Annotated in this window: 16 protein-coding genes and 1 tRNA gene; 9 read left to right on the top strand and 8 right to left on the bottom strand. The window is 69.7% G+C overall.

Annotation, left to right across the window (positions count from 1 at the left end; genetic code table 11):
* The first annotated feature begins 56 nt into the window (after positions 1 to 56).
* The 3 genes from copM to IAI59_RS10840 all read left to right on the top strand — a co-directional run bounded on the left by copM (position 57) and on the right by IAI59_RS10840 (position 2,961).
* Complete coding sequence (gene copM, locus IAI59_RS10850; protein WP_207417393.1) at positions 57 to 410, top strand: CopM family metallochaperone; 354 nt, start codon at positions 57 to 59, stop codon at positions 408 to 410.
* A 62-nt stretch (positions 411 to 472) separates the two neighbouring features.
* On the top strand, positions 473 to 1,309 hold the full coding sequence (locus tag IAI59_RS10845) for an RNA methyltransferase (protein WP_207417394.1): 837 nt from the start codon (positions 473 to 475) through the stop codon (positions 1,307 to 1,309).
* A 65-nt stretch (positions 1,310 to 1,374) separates the two neighbouring features.
* Complete coding sequence (locus IAI59_RS10840) at positions 1,375 to 2,961, top strand: ABC transporter substrate-binding protein (protein WP_207417395.1); 1,587 nt, start codon at positions 1,375 to 1,377, stop codon at positions 2,959 to 2,961.
* Here IAI59_RS10840 and IAI59_RS10835 read toward each other — a convergent pair.
* Both IAI59_RS10835 and gorA read right to left on the bottom strand, forming a co-directional pair.
* Positions 2,934 to 3,893: an alpha/beta hydrolase fold domain-containing protein gene (locus IAI59_RS10835; RefSeq protein WP_207417396.1), complete on the bottom strand. Its 960-nt coding sequence runs from the start codon at positions 3,891 to 3,893 to the stop codon at positions 2,934 to 2,936. The genes IAI59_RS10840 and IAI59_RS10835 overlap by 28 nt on opposite strands.
* A gap of 5 nt (positions 3,894 to 3,898) precedes the next feature.
* Positions 3,899 to 5,257 (bottom strand): glutathione-disulfide reductase, encoded by a 1,359-nt coding sequence (gorA, locus tag IAI59_RS10830; RefSeq protein WP_207417397.1) that lies wholly within the window; start codon positions 5,255 to 5,257, stop codon positions 3,899 to 3,901.
* 214 nt (positions 5,258 to 5,471) lie between these two features.
* On the opposite strand from gorA, the gene IAI59_RS10825 reads away from it, so the two are divergent.
* Positions 5,472 to 5,624: a DUF3309 family protein gene (locus tag IAI59_RS10825; RefSeq protein WP_207417398.1), complete on the top strand. Its 153-nt coding sequence runs from the start codon at positions 5,472 to 5,474 to the stop codon at positions 5,622 to 5,624.
* Between the two features lie 96 nt (positions 5,625 to 5,720).
* Here the strand turns inward: IAI59_RS10825 and glmS are convergent, their stop codons facing one another.
* Both glmS and glmU read right to left on the bottom strand, forming a co-directional pair.
* A complete protein-coding gene (glmS, locus tag IAI59_RS10820) occupies positions 5,721 to 7,544 on the bottom strand; it encodes a glutamine--fructose-6-phosphate transaminase (isomerizing) (RefSeq protein WP_207417399.1) in 1,824 nt (607 codons plus the stop codon).
* Positions 7,544 to 8,875, bottom strand: coding sequence for a bifunctional UDP-N-acetylglucosamine diphosphorylase/glucosamine-1-phosphate N-acetyltransferase GlmU (gene glmU / locus IAI59_RS10815; protein WP_207417400.1), 1,332 nt, complete (start codon positions 8,873 to 8,875; stop codon positions 7,544 to 7,546). Before glmU ends, glmS begins: the two co-directional genes overlap by 1 nt.
* A gap of 80 nt (positions 8,876 to 8,955) precedes the next feature.
* On the opposite strand from glmU, the gene gph reads away from it, so the two are divergent.
* Positions 8,956 to 9,627, top strand: a complete 672-nt coding sequence (gene gph, locus IAI59_RS10810; protein ID WP_207417401.1) for a phosphoglycolate phosphatase — start codon at positions 8,956 to 8,958, stop codon at positions 9,625 to 9,627.
* On the opposite strand, the gene IAI59_RS10805 is transcribed toward gph, so the two are convergent.
* Entirely contained in the window at positions 9,516 to 10,379 is an 864-nt protein-coding gene (locus IAI59_RS10805; protein ID WP_207417402.1) for a DUF3108 domain-containing protein, read from the bottom strand. The two genes, gph and IAI59_RS10805, sit on opposite strands and share 112 nt — an antisense overlap.
* A gap of 103 nt (positions 10,380 to 10,482) precedes the next feature.
* On the opposite strand from IAI59_RS10805, the gene IAI59_RS10800 reads away from it, so the two are divergent.
* Positions 10,483 to 10,557, top strand: a tRNA-Val gene (locus tag IAI59_RS10800).
* A gap of 93 nt (positions 10,558 to 10,650) precedes the next feature.
* Here the strand turns inward: IAI59_RS10800 and IAI59_RS10795 are convergent.
* Positions 10,651 to 11,199 carry an EF-hand domain-containing protein gene (locus tag IAI59_RS10795; RefSeq protein ID WP_207443794.1) on the bottom strand — a complete coding sequence of 183 codons (549 nt, stop codon included), beginning with the start codon at positions 11,197 to 11,199 and terminating at the stop codon, positions 10,651 to 10,653.
* Positions 11,200 to 11,347: 148 nt separating this feature from the next.
* A complete protein-coding gene (locus tag IAI59_RS10790) occupies positions 11,348 to 12,643 on the bottom strand; it encodes a D-alanyl-D-alanine carboxypeptidase family protein (protein ID WP_237180701.1) in 1,296 nt (431 codons plus the stop codon).
* Positions 12,644 to 12,998: 355 nt separating this feature from the next.
* On the opposite strand from IAI59_RS10790, the gene IAI59_RS10785 reads away from it, so the two are divergent.
* From IAI59_RS10785 to clpA, 3 genes are all read left to right on the top strand, one after another.
* Positions 12,999 to 13,544 carry a phasin family protein gene (locus tag IAI59_RS10785; RefSeq protein ID WP_207417404.1) on the top strand — a complete coding sequence of 182 codons (546 nt, stop codon included), beginning with the start codon at positions 12,999 to 13,001 and terminating at the stop codon, positions 13,542 to 13,544.
* Between the two features lie 392 nt (positions 13,545 to 13,936).
* Entirely contained in the window at positions 13,937 to 14,404 is a 468-nt protein-coding gene (clpS, locus tag IAI59_RS23035) for an ATP-dependent Clp protease adapter ClpS (RefSeq protein ID WP_237180702.1), read from the top strand.
* A 206-nt stretch (positions 14,405 to 14,610) separates the two neighbouring features.
* Entirely contained in the window at positions 14,611 to 16,956 is a 2,346-nt protein-coding gene (gene clpA, locus IAI59_RS10775; protein ID WP_207417405.1) for an ATP-dependent Clp protease ATP-binding subunit ClpA, read from the top strand.
* A gap of 71 nt (positions 16,957 to 17,027) precedes the next feature.
* Here the strand turns inward: clpA and IAI59_RS10770 are convergent, their stop codons facing one another.
* Positions 17,028 to 18,578, bottom strand: coding sequence for a sensor histidine kinase (locus tag IAI59_RS10770; RefSeq protein WP_207417406.1), 1,551 nt, complete (start codon positions 18,576 to 18,578; stop codon positions 17,028 to 17,030).
* Between the last annotated feature and the right edge of the window lie 234 nt (positions 18,579 to 18,812).

Below are 18,812 nucleotides of genomic sequence, written 5' to 3'. Positions count from 1 at the left end.
CTTGCCACCAAGGGAAGGTCCCATCTGCCCCGGCACCATCCCGCAGGAACCATAGCATGTCACGCATCGCCCTCGCCGCCGCCCTGGCCGTTTCGCTGTCCGGCACCGCCGCGCTGGCGCAGCATGCCGGCCACGGCAGTGCCCCGGCCGCATCCGCCTCGCCCTCCACCCAGGCGTTCAAGGAGGCCATGACCCGCATGCACGGCGCCATGGATATTCCCTACACCGGGAACACCGACCGCGACTTCGCCGCCGGCATGATCCCGCACCACCAGGGCGCGATCGACATGGCCCGCATCGAGCTGCAGCACGGCCGCGACCCCGCCATGCGCAAGATGGCCGAGGAGATCATCGCCGCCCAGGAAAAGGAGATCGCGCAGCTCCGCGCCTTTCTGGCACGCGCGCGCTAGGCCCTTTCCGCCACCGCGCCGGGCGGCTATCGGGGGCGCATGTTTCCGATAGCCTCGTATCCATGACCGGCCGCGACGGCGGCGCCGAGCTGGCGCCCCTGCCGGGCGAAAGCCCGATCATCGTCCTGGTCCGTCCGCAGCTGGCCGAGAATGTCGGCACCGCCGCGCGCGCCATGGCCAATGGCGGGCTGTTCCACCTGCGGCTGGTCGCCCCACGCGACGGCTGGCCGCAGGAACGCGCCTGGTACGCTTCCTCCGGCGCCGACCGCATCCTGGATGCCGCGACCGTGCATGCCACGGTGGCCGATGCCGTGGCCGACTGCCACAGGGTCCTGGCCACCTGCCCCCGGCCCCGCCACGTGGTCATCCCGGTCCACACCGCGCGCGGCGCCGCCGACGAGCTGGTGCGCATCTGCCGTGGCGATGGCCACCGCGCCGCCATCCTGTTCGGCCCCGAGCGGGCCGGGTTGGAGGCGGAGGATCTGGCGCATGCCGACACGCTGGTGCGCTATCCGCTGAACCCGGCGCACATGTCGCTGAACCTCGCCCAGGCGGTGATGATCCTAGCCTATGAATGGTGGAATGCCGCCGAGGACAGGACCCCGCCCCGCCGGCTGATGACCAACGAGACGGGCGTGGCCACCAAGGGCGAGCTTGACAACTTCCTGGACCGGCTGGTGCGGGAGCTCGACGCCTCCGGCTTCCTGGACAACCACCCCAAGCGGGCCGGCATGGTGCGCAACCTGCGCCACTGGTTCAACCGGGGCGAGGTGACGACGCAGGAGATCCGCACCCTGCACGGCGTGGTCAGCGAACTGTCCAAGGGCCGCATGCGGCGTGGCCGGTCGGAAGACGACGACCCGCCGGCGCCCTGGCAGGAGCCGCCGCTGCCGCGTTGACCATGCCGTGCGCGGCTGCCTAGTCTTCCGCCGAAGCCCCGGACCAGGGGCATGGGAGACGACCGATGCACCGCCGCACGCTTTTGCAGGGGGCCGCGCTGGGGGGCCTCGCCCTTGCCCGCCCATCCCTGGCCCAGCCGGCCCGCGCCTCCACCCTGCGCTTCGTGCCGCAGGCCAACCTCACGGCGCTGGACCCCATCTGGACCTCGGCCATCGTCACCCAGATGCATGGCTACCACGTCTACGACACACTCTACGGCGTCGATGCCCAGCAGCGCCCGCAGCCGCAGATGGCCGAGGGCCATTCGGTGTCCGACGACAAGCGGACCTGGCGGATCACGCTGCGCCCCGGCCTGCGCTTTCATGACGGCGAGCCGGTGCGGGCGCAGGATGCCGCGGCCAGCCTGGAACGCTGGTCCAAGCGCGACCCCTTCGGGCAGATCCTGGCCAAGGTGGTGGACAGCTGGCGCGCGGCGGATGACCGCACGGTCGAGATCAAGCTCACCAAGCCCTTCCCGCTGCTGCTGGATGCCCTGGCCAAGCCGGATGCCAACGTCGCCTTCATCATGCCGGAGCGGCTGGCGAGGACGGATGCCAACACGCAGATCGCCGAGGTCACCGGCTCCGGCCCGTTCCGCTTCTTGAAAGACGAGTTCGTCGCCGGCAGCCGCGCCGTCTATGCCAAGTTCGACCAGTATCAGCCCCGCGAAGGCGCGGCGGACTGGACCAGCGGCGGCAAGGTGGCGCATTTCAATCGCGTCGAGTGGAACATCCTGCCAGACCCCGCCACCGCCGTCGCCGCGCTGTCGAACGGCGAGGTGGACTGGGTGGACCAGCCGCTGGCCGACCTGATCCCGACACTGGCGCGCAACCGCAGCGTCAAGATCGACAACCTCGCGACCACCGGGTTCATGAGCCTGATGCGGCTGAACCACCTGACGCCGCCGTTCAACAACCCCAAGGTCCGGCAGGCCGTGGCGCTGGCGGTCAACCAGCCCGACTACATGGGCGTGACTTTGGGCGAGGACCGCTCCGCCTGGCGTGAATGCCACAGCCTGTTCCCCTGCGGCACGCCTTACGGCACCGAGAACCTGTCGCCCCTCAACGCCGCACCGCGCAGCCTGGACCGCGCCAGGGCCGCCCTGGCGGCATCTGGCTACAACGGCGAGAAGGTGGTGATCATCAACCCGACCGACTTCCCGCTGATCGGCCCGCATGGCCAGCTGACTGCCGACGTGCTGAAGCGCGTGGGCTTCAACGTGGACCTGATCGAAAGCGACTGGGGCACGGTGGTGCAGCGCCGCGCCTCGCGCGAGACGGTGGAGAAGGGTGGCTGGAGCATCTTCCACACCTATGGGTCGGCCATGGGCTATGCCAACCCGGCGGTGTCCTCGCTGGTCAAGGGACCGGGGGCGAACGGCTGGTTCGGCTGGTACACCAGCCCGGAGATGGAGGAACTCATCCAGACCTGGCTGGACGCCCCCGACGCGGAGTCCCAGCTGCGCATCGCCGACGCGGTGAACAGAAAGGCGCAGGACGATGTCGCCACCATCCCGCTTGGCCAGTTCTTCATCCGCACGGCCTATCGCAGCAACCTGACCGGCTTCATGAAGGGGAGCATGCCTTACTCCTGGGGCGTCAGGCCCGCCTGAGCCGCCAGCCACCGCCCGCTGGCCGCGATGGCGCGGTCGGCGGCGCCGACATGCCCGGCAGCGCGCAGAAAGCCATGCACGGTGCCGGGGAAGTGCTCGGCACTGACGGCCACGCCGGCGGCACGCAGCGCGGTTTCCATGGCCAGATTCTCGCTGGCCAGCACGTCCAGCTCCGTGTGGGTCATATGCACGGGCGGCAGGCCGCGCAGGTCGGCGCGCAGCGGCGCGACGAAAGGGCTGACGCGGTCGGCGGCGTTGGGCGCGTAGCAATCCCAGTAGAACATCATCCGCTCCCGCGTCAGGCCGTAGCCTTCGGCGAATTCGCGGTAGGACGGGGTTTCGAAGTCGCTGTCATAGACGCCGTAGCCGAGCAGCAGCCCGCGCAACGCCAGCGCCGGCGTGACCTCCCGCAGCATCAGGGCGGCGCCAAGTGCCAGGTTGGCCCCCGCCGAATCACCGCCCAGCACGATGCGCGCGGGGTCCAGCCCCCATTCGGCGCCGCGCAGGGCCACCGCCCGCGCCACGCCGACGCATTCCTCCAGCGCCTGGGGGTAGCGTGCTTCCGGGCTCAGCGCGTAGTCCGGTCCCAGCACGGCGCAGCCCGAGGCCGCGGCATATTCGCGCATCGTGCGGTCGTGGGTGTCGATGCTGTTCCAGACCCAGCCGCCGCCATGCAGGTAGACCAGCACCGGCAGCGGCCCCGCCTTGCCCACCGGACGGTGCAGCCGGCACTGGATGCGCCGGCCACGCACCGGCAGCCAGATGTCGCGGCTTTCCGCCATCGCCGGCCCGCCGCCGAGGCCGAGGTTGAGCGTGTCATTGATCCGGCGCGGCTCGTCGAACGGCAGACCGAGGCGAATCGGCGGCAGAGCGAGGGCTCGCTCTTCCATCATCGCGTTGAAGGCGGCCATCTCCGGGTCGATGCGGTGCATGCCGGTTACCCCACCTGACGCGTCATGCTGCGCAGCGTGACGAATTCCTCCGCCGCCGTCGGATGGATGCCGATGGTGCGGTCGAAATCCTGCTTAGTCGCGCCGGCGACCATGGCGACGGCGATGCCCTGCATCATCTCCGCCGCGTCGTCCCCGATCATGTGGGCGCCGACCACCCGCTGCGTGTCCCGCGCCACCACCAGCTTCATCAGGGTGCGGCGGGGCTGCTTGCTGATGGTATGGCGCATGGGCGTGAAGCGCGTCAGGTAGATGTCGATCGGGCCGCCCAGCATGGCCTCCTCCTCCGTCAGGCCAACGGTGGCGGCGGGCGGCACCGTGAAGACGGCGGTGGGCACGTTGGCCAGACTGACGGTGCGGGCCTGGCCGCCGAACAGCGTGTCGGCCAGCGCATGGCCCTGGGCGGTGGCCACCGGCGTCAGGTTCATCTGGTCCGTGACGTCGCCCACCGCGAAGATGTGCGGCTGCTGGGTGGCCTGCTGGCCGTCCACGGGAATGGCGCCCAGGCGACCGGGGGCGATGCCCGCGGCTTCCAGGTTCAGGCCCTGGGTGTTGGGCTTGCGGCCGGTGGCGAACATCACCGCGTCCACCATGCAGGTGGCACCGCCCGTGGTGGAAACGCGCAGCCCCTCCGCCACCTTCTCCAGCCCGGTGACCTCGTGGCCGATGTGCTGGACGATGCCGCGCGCGTCCAGCGCGTCGCGCATCGCCTCGCGGACGTCCTGATCGAAGCCGCGCAGTGGCAGCGGCTGGCGGTACAGCAGTTCCACCTGGGCGCCCAGGCCATTCAGCAGGCTGGCGAACTCCAGGGCGATGTAGCCGCCCCCGACCACGGCGATGCGCCTGGGCATCTCCTCCAGCGTGAACAGGTCGTCCGAGATCATGCCCAGTTCGGCACCGGGGATCTCGGGCCGCAGCGCATGGCCGCCGGTGGCGATGACGATCCGCTCCGCCGTCACCCGCTTGCCGCCGACATCCAGCGTGTGGGCATCCACAAAGGTCGCGCGCGCGTCGAAGCTGGTGACCCCGGCATTGCCCAGCAATCGGCCGTAGATGCCGGACAGCCGGGTGACCTCCGCATCGCGCGCCTGCTTCAGCACCGGCCAGTGATGCGCATTCCGGCTGATGTCCCAGCCAAAGGCGCCGGCTTCCTCGGCCCAGATGCCGTATTCGGCGGCCTGGACCATGATCTTCTTGGGCACACACCCGACATTGACGCAGGTGCCGCCCCAGAACCGCTCCTCCGCCACGCCGACGCGGGCGCCATGGGTGGCCGCGATGCGGGCGCAGCGCACGCCGCCGGAGCCGCCGCCGATGACGAAAAGGTCGAAATCATAGGCGCTCATGACAGGCGGCTCCGTTCAAACATCTTTGGCGGCAGAGATGACCCCCGCCGGGGCAGCGTCAAGCCGGTTGCCCGATCCGGCGCAGGCTGGAGCGTGAGGATAAATGGGGGCGAGGCGCAACATTACTGCCATGCTTGGCGTTCACGAACAGCAACCGGCATGGCCGGGGCTTCAAGCCGCACGGGTTGCCGGCGGCCAATTGAGAGAGGGCGCCATGGGCACCATTCTGCTGATCATCGTGATCCTGCTGGTCATCGGCGCGCTGCCGCGCTGGGGCTACAGCTCCGGCTGGGGCTACGGCCCGTCCGGCGGCCTGGGCCTGATCCTGATCATCCTGCTCATCCTGGTGCTGATGGGCCGGATCTAGCCCGGCAGGCGGGCAAATGTCCGCCTCGGTCTGCTGAAAGGGGCAGGCGGCGCGAGCCGCCTGCCCCTTTCGCGTCCGGGGGCGGAAGCGGGGCCGCTACTCGACTGTCACGGCCTTGGCCAGGTTGCGCGGCTGGTCCACGTCGGTGCCCTTCAGGATGGCGACATGGTAAGCCAGCAGCTGCACCGGGATGGCGTGCAGGATCGGCGCCACGAACGGGTCCACCGTCGGCAGCACCACCACCCGCTCCGCGAAGCGCCGCAGCGCCGGCGCGCCCTCGGCATCGGTGAACGCCATGATGCGGCCACCGCGGGCCGCGGCTTCCTGCAGGTTGGACGCCGTCTTCTCGAACAACGGACCGCTGGGGCAGAGCGCGATCACCGGCACGGAGGCGTCGATCAGCGCGATCGGGCCGTGCTTCATCTCGCCGGCGGCATAGCCCTCGGCATGGATGTAGCTCAGCTCCTTCAGCTTCAGCGCGCCTTCCAACGCGATGGGGTACAGGCTGCCACGGCCCAGGAACAGCACGTCGCGGGCCTGCACCACCTCGCGCGCCAGCTCCAACACCTCCGTGCTGTCTTCCAGCAGCGCCGCGGCATGGCCGGGCACTTCCAGCAGGGCGGCGGTCAGGCGGGCTTCCTCGGCGCCGTCCAGCACGCCACGCGCGCGGCCGAAGCCCAGCGCCAGGCAGGCCAGCACGGCGAGCTGCGCCGTGAAGGCCTTGGTGGAGGCGACGCCGATCTCCGGCCCCGCCACCGTCAGCACGGCGCCGTCGCTTTCCCGCGCCATGCTGCTTTCGTCGACATTGACGATGGACAGCACCTTCTGGCCCAGCGAGCGCAGCAGCCGCAGCGCCGCCAGCGTATCCGCCGTCTCGCCCGACTGGCTGACAAACAACGCGGCGCCGCCTTCCGGCAGCACCGGCTCGCGGTAGCGCAGCTCGCTGGCGATGTCGGAGTCCACCGGAATGCGCGCGATCTGCTCGATCCAGTAGCGCCCGACCTGCGCCGCCAGATAGGCGGAGCCGCAGGCGGACATGGTCAGGCGCGGCACCGTCGCCGGGTCGAAGGGCAGCGCCGGCAGGGCGGCGGCGCGGCTGGCGGGGTCGATGTACTGGCGCAGCGTGTCGCCCAGCACGATCGGGTGCTCGTGCAGCTCCTTTTCCATGAAGTGGCGATAGTTGCCCTTGCCGACGGAAGCGCCGGTAAAGGCGGTAAGCTTGACCACCCGCTCGACCGGCCGGTCATCGGCATCAAAGAAGTCGGCGCCCGCATCGCCGATCACCGCCCAGTCGCCTTCTTCCATGTAGGCGATGCGCCGGGTCATGGGGGACAGCGCCAGCGCGTCGGAACCGACGAACATCTCGCCCTCGCCGAAGCCCACGGCCAACGGGCTGCCGCGCCGGGCGGCGATCATCTTGCGCGGGTGGTGCGCGAAGACCATCGCCAGGCCAAAGGCGCCGTGCAGGCGCTTCAGCGTGGCGCTGGTCGCCTGCTCGGGCGTGGCGCCGGCGGCCAGGTGGTGGTCCATCAGCTTGGCGACGGTTTCGGTGTCGGTTTCCGTCTCGAAGGCGGTGCCGCCGGCTTCCAGCTCGGCGCGCAGCTCGGCATGGTTCTCGATGATGCCGTTGTGCACCACGGACACGCGGGCGGTGCCGTGCGGGTGGGCGTTCCGCTCGGTCGGCGCGCCATGCGTCGCCCAGCGGGTGTGGCCGATGCCGATGGTGCCGGCCAGCGGCTGCTGCGCCAGCACGTTCGCCAGGTTCACCAGCTTGCCCTCGGCGCGGCGGCGCTCGATCTGCCCATCCACCAGGGTGGCGATGCCGGCGCTGTCATAGCCCCGGTATTCCAGTCGCCGCAGGCCTTCCAGCAGACGCGGGGCGGCATCCTCGCGCCCCACAACACCGACGATGCCGCACATCAGCTTTTCTTTCCTTGCCGCGCGGCGCGGAAGGCCGCGGCCGCACCAGGTTTGTCCGATTGTCTCGCACGCCCGAAGGCCATGGCGTCCGGCGCCACATCCGCCGTGATCACCGAGCCCGCCGCCGTGAAGGCGCCGTCCCCCAGCGCCACGGGCGCCACCAGCACGCTGGCCGAACCCACGAAGACGCCTGCGCCGATCCGGGTGCGCGCCTTCGCGTAGCCATCGTAGTTGCAGGTGATGGTGCCGGCGCCGACATTGCTGCCCGCCCCCACCTCGGCATCGCCGAGATAGGTCAGGTGGCCGACCTTGGCCCCTGCCCCCAGCACGGTGTTCTTGACCTCGACGAAGTTGCCCACGTGGGCATCGGGCCCGATCTCCGCCCCCGGCCGCAGCCGCGCATGGGGGCCGACCACCGCGCCCTGGCGCAGCACGCAGCCCTCCAGATGGGTGAAGGCGCGGATGGTCGCGCCATCCTCCACCCGCACGCCCGGGCCGAAGACCACGTGCGGCTCGATCAGCACATCGCGGCCCAGCATCGTGTCGAAGCTGAAGACGACGCTGCCGGGCTGCACCAGCGTGGCGCCGCCCAGCATCGCCTCGCGCCGCAGGCGGGCCTGCACCTCGGCCTCGGCATCCGCCAGCTCCAGGCGGCTGTTGATGCCCCGCAGCTCGGCCTCGGGGGCCTCGACGGCCCGCACCCGCGCGCCATCGGCATTGGCCAGGGGCACCAAGTCGGTCAGGTAGTATTCGCCGGCCTTGTTGTCGTTGCGCACGGCTCGCAGCCAGCGGAACAGGTCGCCCGCGGGCGCGCACAGCACGCCGGCATTGCACAGCCCCACCGCGCGCTGCGCATCGTCCGCGTCGGCGAACTCGACGATGCTGAGCACGTTGCCCGCGGGGTCCTGCAGCACGCGGCCATATTTCGCCGGGTCGGCCGGACGCATCGCCAGCAGGGCCAGCCCGGCCTCCTGGCGCGCTTCGCGCAGGCGGCGCAGCGTATCGGCGGTGATCAGGGGGTTGTCGGCGTAGAGCACCGCCACGTCGCCCTGGAAGCCGTCCAGCAGCGGCGCGGCCTGCAGGGCGGCATGGCCGGTGCCCAGGCGCTCGGCCTGCACGACGGTGGCATGCGGGGCGGCGGCGCGCTCCAGCTGCGGCATGTCCGGACCGACGACGACCACCACCTTGTCGAACACGCCCTCGCAGGCGGCGATCAGGTGGTTGAGCATCGGCCGTCCGGCCAGCTTGTGCATCGCCTTCGGCTGGGCCGAGCGCATGCGGGTGCCGAGTCCGGCGGCGAGGAGGATGGCGGCAGCTTGCATGGCCCCCATGTGCCAATGCGACCGACCTTCCCGCAAGGGTTGATAGGTGTCACATCGCGTTGCCCGCCGAAACATGGCATTCCGAAGTCATGCAACCCACCGCGATCTTCGACCTCGACGGCACCCTGGTGGACAGCGTGCCCGACATCCATGCCGCGCTGAACCGCCTGATGGCGGCGCGCGCCCTGCCCGGCTTCAGCTTGGCACAGGTGACCGGCTTCATCGGCGATGGCGTGCCAACGCTGCTGCTGCGCGCCTTTGCCGCGCATGGGCAGCAGCCGGACACCACCGCCTACCCGGAATTTCTGGCCGACTACGAAGCCAGCGCCGCCATCCACACCCGGCCATTCGAGGGCATTCCTGCGGTGCTGGACGCGCTGCAGGCATCGGGCTGGCGCCTAGCCGTCTGCACCAACAAGCCGGAAGCCGCGGCGCGGCTGCTGCTGGAAGCGCTGGGGCTACTGGGGCGGTTCGCGGCGGTGGGCGGCGGCGACAGCTTCCCGACCCGCAAGCCCGACCCGGCCCACCTGCTGGCGACGCTGCGGCTGGCAGGCGGCGCCCCGGAGCGGTCGGTGATGATCGGCGACCACCACAACGACATGGCGGCCGCCGCCGGCGCTGGCATGCCGGCGGTATTCGTCGCCTGGGGCTATGGCGCGCGCGACGCCGCGGGTGGCGCGCCCGTGGCGGAACGCGCGTCCGAGCTGCCGGCGTTGCTGGCCAGCGCATTGGCGGCAACGCCGTCCACCTCCATGAGGTAGACGGTCAGGCTGCCGAACAACCGGCTCGGCACCTCGACCCGCACCGGGATGGGCGGCGCGCCGGGGCGCGGCGACGCCATCCAGGCCGTGCCTTCCTGCGGCTCGCGCACCCGCGCGTCGTCATCGGCCTTGAAGCCCGCCACCTGCTGGCCGGTGAAGCTGCATCGCGTGGCCTCGCCGGTCCAGGCGGTGCTCCAGGGAAAGATGCGGTCGCGCCCGGCGGTGCGTGCCTGCATGCGCACCACCCGCACCCCCTCGTAGATGCCGGCCTGGCCGTCGCAGCGCCCGTTCGTGGCGATCATGCGGGACAACTGGGCGACGGCGCTGAACTGGTCGATGGTGCCGCGCATCATGGCTTCGGAAACCGGCTCGCGCCCGTCATTGTCAGGCGGCAGGCGGACCCGCAGCACCGGCTGGCCGCCGGGGTAATCCAGCACCGTCTGCCGCCGCTCGCCACGCCACGTGCCCTCCACAGCGTAACGCGTGGGACGGGCTTCACCTCCCACAAAGCGGCCTTCGGTGCCGCCGCTGAATTCCGCGCCGCCGAACAGCCGCGCCATGCCGGTGGTGCGCCATTGCGCTCGGATGGAGTAACGGGCCGGCTGATCCAGCTCGAACACCGCCTCCACCTGCATCACCTGCAGGCCGCCGCCGCGGATGCTGTAGATCGCCCGCAGCGGCTCGGCCACGGCGGGGGCGGAACAGGCGGCGAGGGCGGCAAGGCAGAGCGCCATGCGGGCGGAAAAGGACATGGTTCCTCAACGCGGCCGGAGGCGGTTGAGATGCGTGCGAAACAATGGCGCGGAGCCGCTTGACAGGTCGTGGGCCTGACCGTATTTCCCGCCCCACCCCGATGGGCGCGTAGCTCAGCGGTAGAGCATTCGCTTCACACGCGAAGGGTCACAGGTTCAATCCCTGTCGCGCCCACCATCGGGGTCCTCATCATCGCTTGAGCGTTTTGCTGGTCCTCATCGGGCCAGGTCGCACGCACGCGGGCGCCGTTCGGCGCCCGCGTGACAGGGGTCAGCGCGCCGGAGCGGGCTGCGCGGCCGGCGGCGGCGGCGGGCCGCGGCGCTCACCAGGCGGGCGCGGTGCCGGACGGCGCAGCTCCGACATCTCCAGCGCCCCGTCCCCGTTGCTGTCGGCGGCGCGGAAGAACATGGCGGCCAGCGGCCTCGCCTCATCCAGCGTCACGCGGCCGTCGCGGTTGGCATCGGCCATGCGGAAGATCCGGGCCTGACGGTCGGCCATCATGCGCTGCATGTGTGGCGGCGGGGTGCGGCGTTCACGGCCGGCCGCGGGGCCGGGACGGGCGGCTTCCCATTGAGCGCGCAAATAGGTCCCCACCTCCTCCGGGGTCAGGGCGCCATCGTGGTCGGCATCGGCCTCGGCGAAGCGTGCCGCGAGATAGGCCATGGCCTCATCTTCGGTCAGGCGATTGTCGTGGTTGCTGTCGGCCTGCTGGAAGATGCGGGCCTGCATGCGGTCGGGACCCCGGCCGGGCGCCGGCTGGGCCAGCGCCGGCAACGCGGCGGCGGCGAGCGAGGCGCCGATCAGTCCGAGGGTGAGCATGCGTTTCATTGCCAGGATTCCAGATCTGTTGCCGCGGCCAGTCGCCGCATGCACGAAAGCTGGGATGCCGATGTAACGGCCGCATGTCCCGCCGGGCACCATCCGGTGAGGAAGTGTGTCGCCCGGCGGCGGCCCGCCGGGCGCCGGGTCAGCGCCGGTTGCTGCGCGCCGGCTGCGCGGCCGGGCGGGCGGGGCGGCGCAGGGTGGCGCGCACCGGGCCGCCATCCCCCTGCTCCACCACCACGCGCACGCGGCGGCTGGCGGTGCCGCGGGCGGGCGCGGCGGGCTCGGCACGGGCGGTCACGCGGCCACCGGTGCCGCGCGCGGCGGCGCGGCCGGCCGCCGGGTTCAGCACCGGCGCGGCGGTGGAAACCAGGCGGGCACTGCCGCCGCGCTGCGCCACCGGCGCCGCCTCGGCCCGCGCCACCAGGCTCGGCGTGCCACGGCCGCGCCGCGCCGCGATGGCCCCGGCGGCTGCGGCGGCTGGCACCAGGCTGGGGGCGCTCGCCATCACGGTGCGGCCGCTGCCGCCCACGCCCATCTGCGCGAAGCCCTGGTCCAGCAGCACCGCGGCGTGGCGGTCACGCTCGGTCCAGGAATTGCCGCCGAACACGGACACGATCAGCCGCACGTTGTCGCGCCGCGCGCTGGTGACGATGTTGAAGCCCGAGGCGTCGATGTAGCCGGTCTTGATGCCGTCCACGCCTTCGTAGCTGTCCAGCATGCGGTTGTGATTGCGCAGGGTGGAGCCGCTGACCACCACGTTGCGGGTGCCGAAATAGTGGTAGCGCTCGGGGAAGTCCTGTTGCAGCCGGCGGCCCAGCGTCGCCATGTCCCGGGCCGTGGTCACCTGCTCGATGTCCGGCAGGCCGGAGGCGTTGCGGAAGGTGGTGTTGGTCATGCCGATGGCACGCGCCCGCAGCGTCATCATCCGTGCGAAGCGGTCCTCGTCGCCACCGCCCAGCGTTTCGCCGATCAGCGAGGCGATGTCGTTGGCCGACTTCGTGACCAGGGCATAGATGCCCTGCTCCACCGACAGGCTGTAGCCGACCCGCAACCCCAGCTTGGACGGCGGCTTGGCGGCGGCGGTGGGCGTCATCACCAGCCGCGACTCCGGTGAAATGTGCCCGGCGCGCATGGCGTCGAACAGCATGTACAGGGTCATCATCTTAGTGAGCGAGGCAGGGTGGCGCGGCTCGTCCGGATTGGTGGACGACAGCAGGTTGCCCGTGCGCGGCTCCATCACCACCGAGGCGTAGCGGGCGCTGCCGATCTGCGCCTGTGCCACGCCAGGCAGCAGGCCCGCCAGCGTCGCGGCTCCGGCCAGGCCGGCCAGGGCGAGGCGCCATTGGCGCGAACCCGCCGCACGGGGGCTAACTGCCCGCCCCGTGCCATTGCGCAGCAAGCCGCGCGCGGCCATCCCCATGGCCAGAACCACACGCATACCCCATCCCCCGATCGTATCCATCCCGGTTCATCCCCCGAAGAACCGGAGCCGTAACACTACCGATGGTAACACGATCTTGTCACCGTGAACTGAACGGGAACGCGCTTGCAAGGCAGGGACTTACCATGCGGCCCTGCGACGCCGTCGCCACAACGGACAGCGCAGGATCGGTCTGTGACCGAACAGAAATGGTGCGGCGCAAAATTTTGCTGGACTTGCGCAACGGAACAGCGGCATACGCTGCCTTGCTGCGGTGCAACAGGACGGTTCCAGCCTTCTGCCTGCGGCCGACATGACGCTGCCGAGGGACAAGATCCCGCAGGCGGACCCGGAAGCAGGTGAGGACCATCCCATGGCTGGCACGACCAATGTGACGAAACTGGCGGGCAAGGCCACGACTCTCGCCGCCGAGACGGTGCGCAAGGTGGCCGAGCAGAATGCTGCGCAGGTCGAGAAGGCTATCGAGACCGGCGCCGCCAATACCCTGAACACTTTGGAGAAGACCCCCATGGACCAGATGACCCAGACCGCCGACACCATGCAGAAGGGTGCCGAGGACGTGGCCGAGTTCGGCCGCGGCAACGTCGAGGCCTTCACCAAGGCGACGCAGACCTACATGGCTGGCCTGCAGGACCTCAGCCGCCAGGCCTTCAGCATGATGCAGGGCTTTGGCGAGCAGTCGATCGAGAATGCCAAGGCGCTGTCCTCGGTCCGCAGCGTCAAGGAAGCGGCGGAGCTGAACACCGCCTTCTTGAAGTCCGCCATGGAGAAGTCGGTCAGCGAGACCACCAAGCTGAACGAGGCCGCCTTCAAGCTGGCCGAGCAGGCTTCGGCGCCGATCGCCGCCCGCTGGACGCTGGCGATGGAGAAGATGACCAAGCCCGCCATCCGCATGTGACGGGCGCGCCGCCGGGCAACCGGCGGCGACCCTGTCCCGGTGGCCCGCCACCGGCCCCAGGCCCGGCACGCTTTGGCGTCGCCGGGCCTTTGTGCGTCTGGCCGCCCTTCCCTGCCCTGGTTGCCGGCCCGTCATGCGCTGCGGTGCCTTTTCCTGCGGCCACGGGCACCCCAAATGGCATGTAACGATGGAGAAGGGCGCTTTTCTCGGCGCCATTCCCGTTCCACCCTTCACCTTCCCCGGTCCGCTCCGATATCGTGGTACCGAGGGCGGGCATCGGGTCCATTCACCAGGTTCATCCTCCAGGACCAAGGCTCTGGACGCTGTTTCCTCTACGACGAAAGACGGCTGATTTTGGCGAAGCGCGTAAGCGGCAGGTTGGCGAAGGCACAATGACCGATCAGGACGAGCGCCAGGTCCGGTATCGGCGCGGGCCCATGGGGTCCGGCGCGGCGGCGGACCTGTGGCCGGCGAGTGGACCGGCTCCCGAACCCCCCGGCGGCCCCGGCAACCCTGGCGGAGGCAACGGCGTCGACGCCCCTCCGGGCGGCGGCAACGGGGATGACACCGGCACCAACGTGGTGGTCAAGGCGCGGCCCAAGACGCGCAAGCCCGCCATGTACAAGGTGCTGATGCTCAACGACGACTACACGCCCATGGAGTTCGTGGTGCATGTCCTGGAGCGCTTCTTCCAGAAGAACCGGGAAGAAGCGACCCGCATCATGCTGCACGTCCACCGGCGGGGCGTCGGGGTTTGTGGCGTCTTCACCTACGAGGTGGCCGAAACCAAGGTGACGCAGGTGATGGATCTGGCGCGCCAGAACCAGCATCCCCTGCAATGCACCATTGAAAAGGACTGAGCGTCCGGCTCAGATCATGAGCCACAGTCATTCCGCACCGCTGTGGCTTGTCGAACATCACGACTTATCCCCCGGAAATCGTCTTGGGGGGGTCGTGAAAGCAAGAGAACGGAACCACATCAGGCTTATCCTCGGGGTATCCTGATCCTGATTTACGGTCCCGGCGGCGAGGTCGCCGGCGCCGTATCCTGAAGGGGAGCGTCACCATGCTGTCCCGCAACCTAGAGCAGACGCTCCATCGTGCGCTGGCCCTCGCCAACGACCGCCGGCACGAATACGCGACGCTCGAACATCTTCTCCTCGCCCTTGTGGACGACACCGACGCCGCCACCGTGCTGCGCGCCTGCGGCGTCGACCAGGACAAGCTGAAGCGCGATCTGGCGGAGTTCCTGGACAAGGACCTCGCCGGGCTGGTCACGGAGCGCACCGGCGAGCCGAAGCCGACGGCCGGCTTCCAGCGCGTCGTGCAGCGCGCGGCCATCCACGTGCAGTCCTCGGGCCGCGACGAGGTGTCGGGGGCCAATGTCCTCGTCGCCCTGTTCAGCGAGCGCGAAAGCCATGCTGTCTATTTCCTGCAGTTGCAGGACATGACGCGGCTGGACGCGGTCAACTTCATTAGCCACGGCATCGCCAAGGCGCCCGGGCGCAGCGCCAACCGGCCTGTCACAGGCCAGGCGCCCAATACCCCTCCAGAGGAGCCGGGCGTGGAGAAGGAGGAGAAGCCGCAGGCCCGCCGGGGTCAGGACGCGCTGTCGAACTACTGCGTGAACCTGAACAAGAAGGCGCAGGCCGGCAAGATCGACCCGCTGATCGGCCGCGATCAGGAGATCGAGCGGACCATCCAGATCCTGTGCCGCCGCACCAAGAACAACCCGCTCTACGTGGGCGATCCCGGCGTCGGCAAGACCGCCATTGCCGAGGGCCTGGCCAAGCGGATCATCGAGGGCGACGTGCCCGAGGTGCTGCTGAAGTCCACCATCTTCGCGCTCGACATGGGCGCGCTGCTGGCCGGTACCCGCTACCGCGGTGACTTCGAGGAGCGGCTGAAGGCCGTGGTCAACGAGCTGGAGCAGCAGCCCGGCTCCATCCTGTTCATCGACGAGATCCACACCGTGATCGGTGCTGGCGCGACGTCGGGCGGCGCGATGGATGCCTCGAACCTGCTGAAGCCGGCGCTGGCCCAGGGCACGCTGCGTTGCGTCGGTTCCACCACCTACAAGGAATACCGCCAGCACTTCGAGAAGGACCGCGCCCTGGTCCGCCGCTTCCAGAAGATCGACGTCAACGAGCCGACGGTCGAGGATGCGGTGAAGATCCTGACCGGCCTCAAGACGAACTACGAGAAGCATCACAAGGTCAAGTACACGCCTGAGGCGATCCGGGCGGCGGTGGAACTGTCCTCCAAGTACATCCACGACCGCAAGCTGCCCGACAAGGCGATTGACGTGATCGACGAGGTGGGCGCGAGCCGGATGCTCTTGCCGGAGAACAAGCGCCGCAAGACCGTGACGCTGAAGGACGTGGAGGAGATCGTGGCGAAGATCGCCCGCATCCCACCCAAGTCCGTGTCGTCGGACGACAAGGAAACGCTCCGCACGCTGGAGCGCGACCTGAAGTCCATGGTGTTCGGCCAGGACAAGGCGATCGAGGCGCTGTCCGCCGCGATCAAGCTGGCCCGGGCCGGCCTGCGCGACCCGGAGAAGCCAATCGGCAACTACCTGTTCAGCGGCCCCACCGGCGTCGGCAAGACCGAGGTGGCCAAGCAGCTGGCCAAGACGCTGGGCATCGAGCTGATCCGCTTCGACATGTCGGAGTACATGGAGCGGCACAGCATCAGCCGGCTGATCGGCGCCCCGCCGGGCTATGTGGGCTTCGACCAGGGCGGGTTGCTGACCGACAGCATCGACCAGCATCCTCATGCCGTGCTGCTGCTCGATGAGATCGAGAAGGCGCACCAGGAGCTCTACAACATCCTGTTGCAGGTGATGGACCACGGGAAGCTGACCGATCACAACGGCAAGACGGTCGACTTCCGCAACGTGATCCTGATTATGACCACCAACGCGGGTGCCGCGGACATGGCCAAGCCCGGCATCGGCTTCGGCCAGCAGGTCCGCAAGGGCGAGGACGAGGAGGCCGTGAAGCGGCTGTTCACGCCCGAGTTCCGCAACCGCCTGGATGCCGTGGTACCCTTCTCCGGCCTGACGCAGGAGATCGTCGGCAACGTGGTCGAGAAGTTCGTGATGCAGCTGGAAGCCCAGCTCGCGGATCGCAACGTGACCATCGAGCTGTCTTCCGCCGCCAAGGAATGGCTGGCCGAGAAGGGCTACGACCCTCTGTATGGCGCCCGCCCGCTGGCGCGCGTCATCCAGGAATACGTCAAGAAGCCGCTGGCCGAGGAGCTGCTGTTCGGCAAGCTGGTGAAGGGCGGTTCGGTCAAGGTCGGCCTGAAGGATGGCGAGCTGACGTTCGACATGCAGGAAGCGGTGCTGACCGCCCTGCCCAAGCCCGATGGCGACGAAAGCGAGAAGGAACCCGAGGTGGCGGATTGATCCGTCACCCGTTGGGTGGGACTCCGGGGGAGGCGGGAAACCGCCTCCCCTTTTTCATGCGTGGATGAGGGTCAGGCGGCGGCGCCGGAGGCGCGTGCCAGCTCGGCACGGCCGCTCAGTTGCAGTGGAAACCGGACTTCATAGATCAGCCCGGCACTGTCGAACCGCATGACGGCGCGGGCTTCCGGCCCCAGGTCGTGCGGCAGGCCGCGCTCCAGGAAACGCAGCCCAAAGCCGCGGCGGGGCGGCGCGGCCGGCAGGCCGGGTCCACCGCGTTCCTGCCAGTTGAGGCGGACCATGCCGTCCGCGCCCATGTCCCACGACAATGCGACCCGGCCGCCACCGGCGGACAGCGCCCCGTGGCGGACGGCATTGCCCGCCAGCTCCGCCAGCGCGATCACCAGGGCCTGCACCTGCGCCGCACGCAACGGCAGCCCCGCCGGCCCCATCACCGCCACGCGGCCGGACGGCAGCCAGGGGCCCAACGCGGCGTGGACGGTCTGCTCCACGGTGGTGCCGTTCCAGCCGCTAGCCGCGATCAATTCGTGCGAACGGGACAGCGCGCCGAGCCGGGCGCTGAAATCCGCCGCGAAACGGTGCGGGTCGTCGCCGGCGCCCCGCAGCGTCTGTGCCGCCAGGGCCTGCACCGTGGCCAGGGCGTTCTTGACGCGGTGGTTCAGCTCGGCCACCGCCTCGCCCCGCCAGGTTTCCGCGGCCACCCGGTCGGTCACGTCCACCACCACCAGCGACAGCATCGCCTGCCCGCCGTCGGTCACCGGCTCGGCCGTGACCACATAGTGCCGCGCTTCGCCGGGATGCTGGGAGTCCACCACGAGTTCCTGGCCGGGCACGCCATCGCCATGCTCCATGGCGGTGCGCAACAGCGGCACCAGGGCTTCCGCCAGTTCCGGCATGGCCTGGGTCAGCTCGGTGCCGAACTGGATCGGCCTGCCGGCCATGCCAACCAGAATAGAATTGGCATCCACCACGCGCAGCTCCGGGTCCAGCAACGCCATGCCGACCGGCGCTGCCTTATAGACGGCCGAGATCCGGGCAAGCGCCTGCGCGGCACGCCGCGTCAACGCCGACATCTGCTGCCGGGTCCGGCGCAGGCGCACCATCAGCAGCACCACGCCGGTCGCACCGGTCACCAGGATGATGAGGCTGCTGGCGCGGTGCAGAAGCCGTGTCCGCTGCCGCTGCTCGGTGATCTCCCGCGTCAGGGTGGTGCCCAGTTCCTGCAGGCCGGCCGCCACCAGTTCGCCACGCAGCGGCGTTCCCGGCGCCGCAACGTCGGGCGACGCGATCGCCGTGGTCAGGATGCGATGATACGGGCGGATCTCGGCTTCCTGGTCCGCGAGCCCGCGCAGGCTGCGCAGTCCCTCCTGGAGGGAGGCATGGCGGGCTGCTTCCGCCGAACCGCTGGCGATGTCCTGTTGCAGCAGGTCCAGCATGTCCTGCTGGGTCGTCAGCCCCTGTTCCAGTCGGGACAGCCGGGCCTCATCCCATTCGGACTCGATGAAATGCTCGCCAAGCATGAGGACGGCAACGGACAGCAGCACCAGCGGCACCGCATGGCTCAGGCGCCGGACCACTAGGTTCAAACGGAACTCGCGCGTCATGGCAATACGCTCAGCGGAGCACCGGCGGCACCGAGGTGGATTCGCAGCCTCGCAGGCCTTCGCGGCTTTGACACGGAGGGGGGCGGGGCAGGACAAACCGTTGCGCCACAAGGCAGGCAACGGCACGGACGCGGAAGGGCATTGAGGAGTTTCTCTCCATACCCCAAACCTACCGCTGTATTTTGCATCAGACGAGAGAAAATTGACTCTCATGCAACAGAGCGTGACACCAAG

This window comes from Roseomonas haemaphysalidis (assembly GCF_017355405.1).
GTDB lineage: Bacteria > Pseudomonadota > Alphaproteobacteria > Acetobacterales > Acetobacteraceae > Pseudoroseomonas > Pseudoroseomonas haemaphysalidis.
The sequence above is the reverse complement of the archived record's forward strand: the minus strand, read 5'-3'. Positions and strand labels throughout refer to the sequence as shown.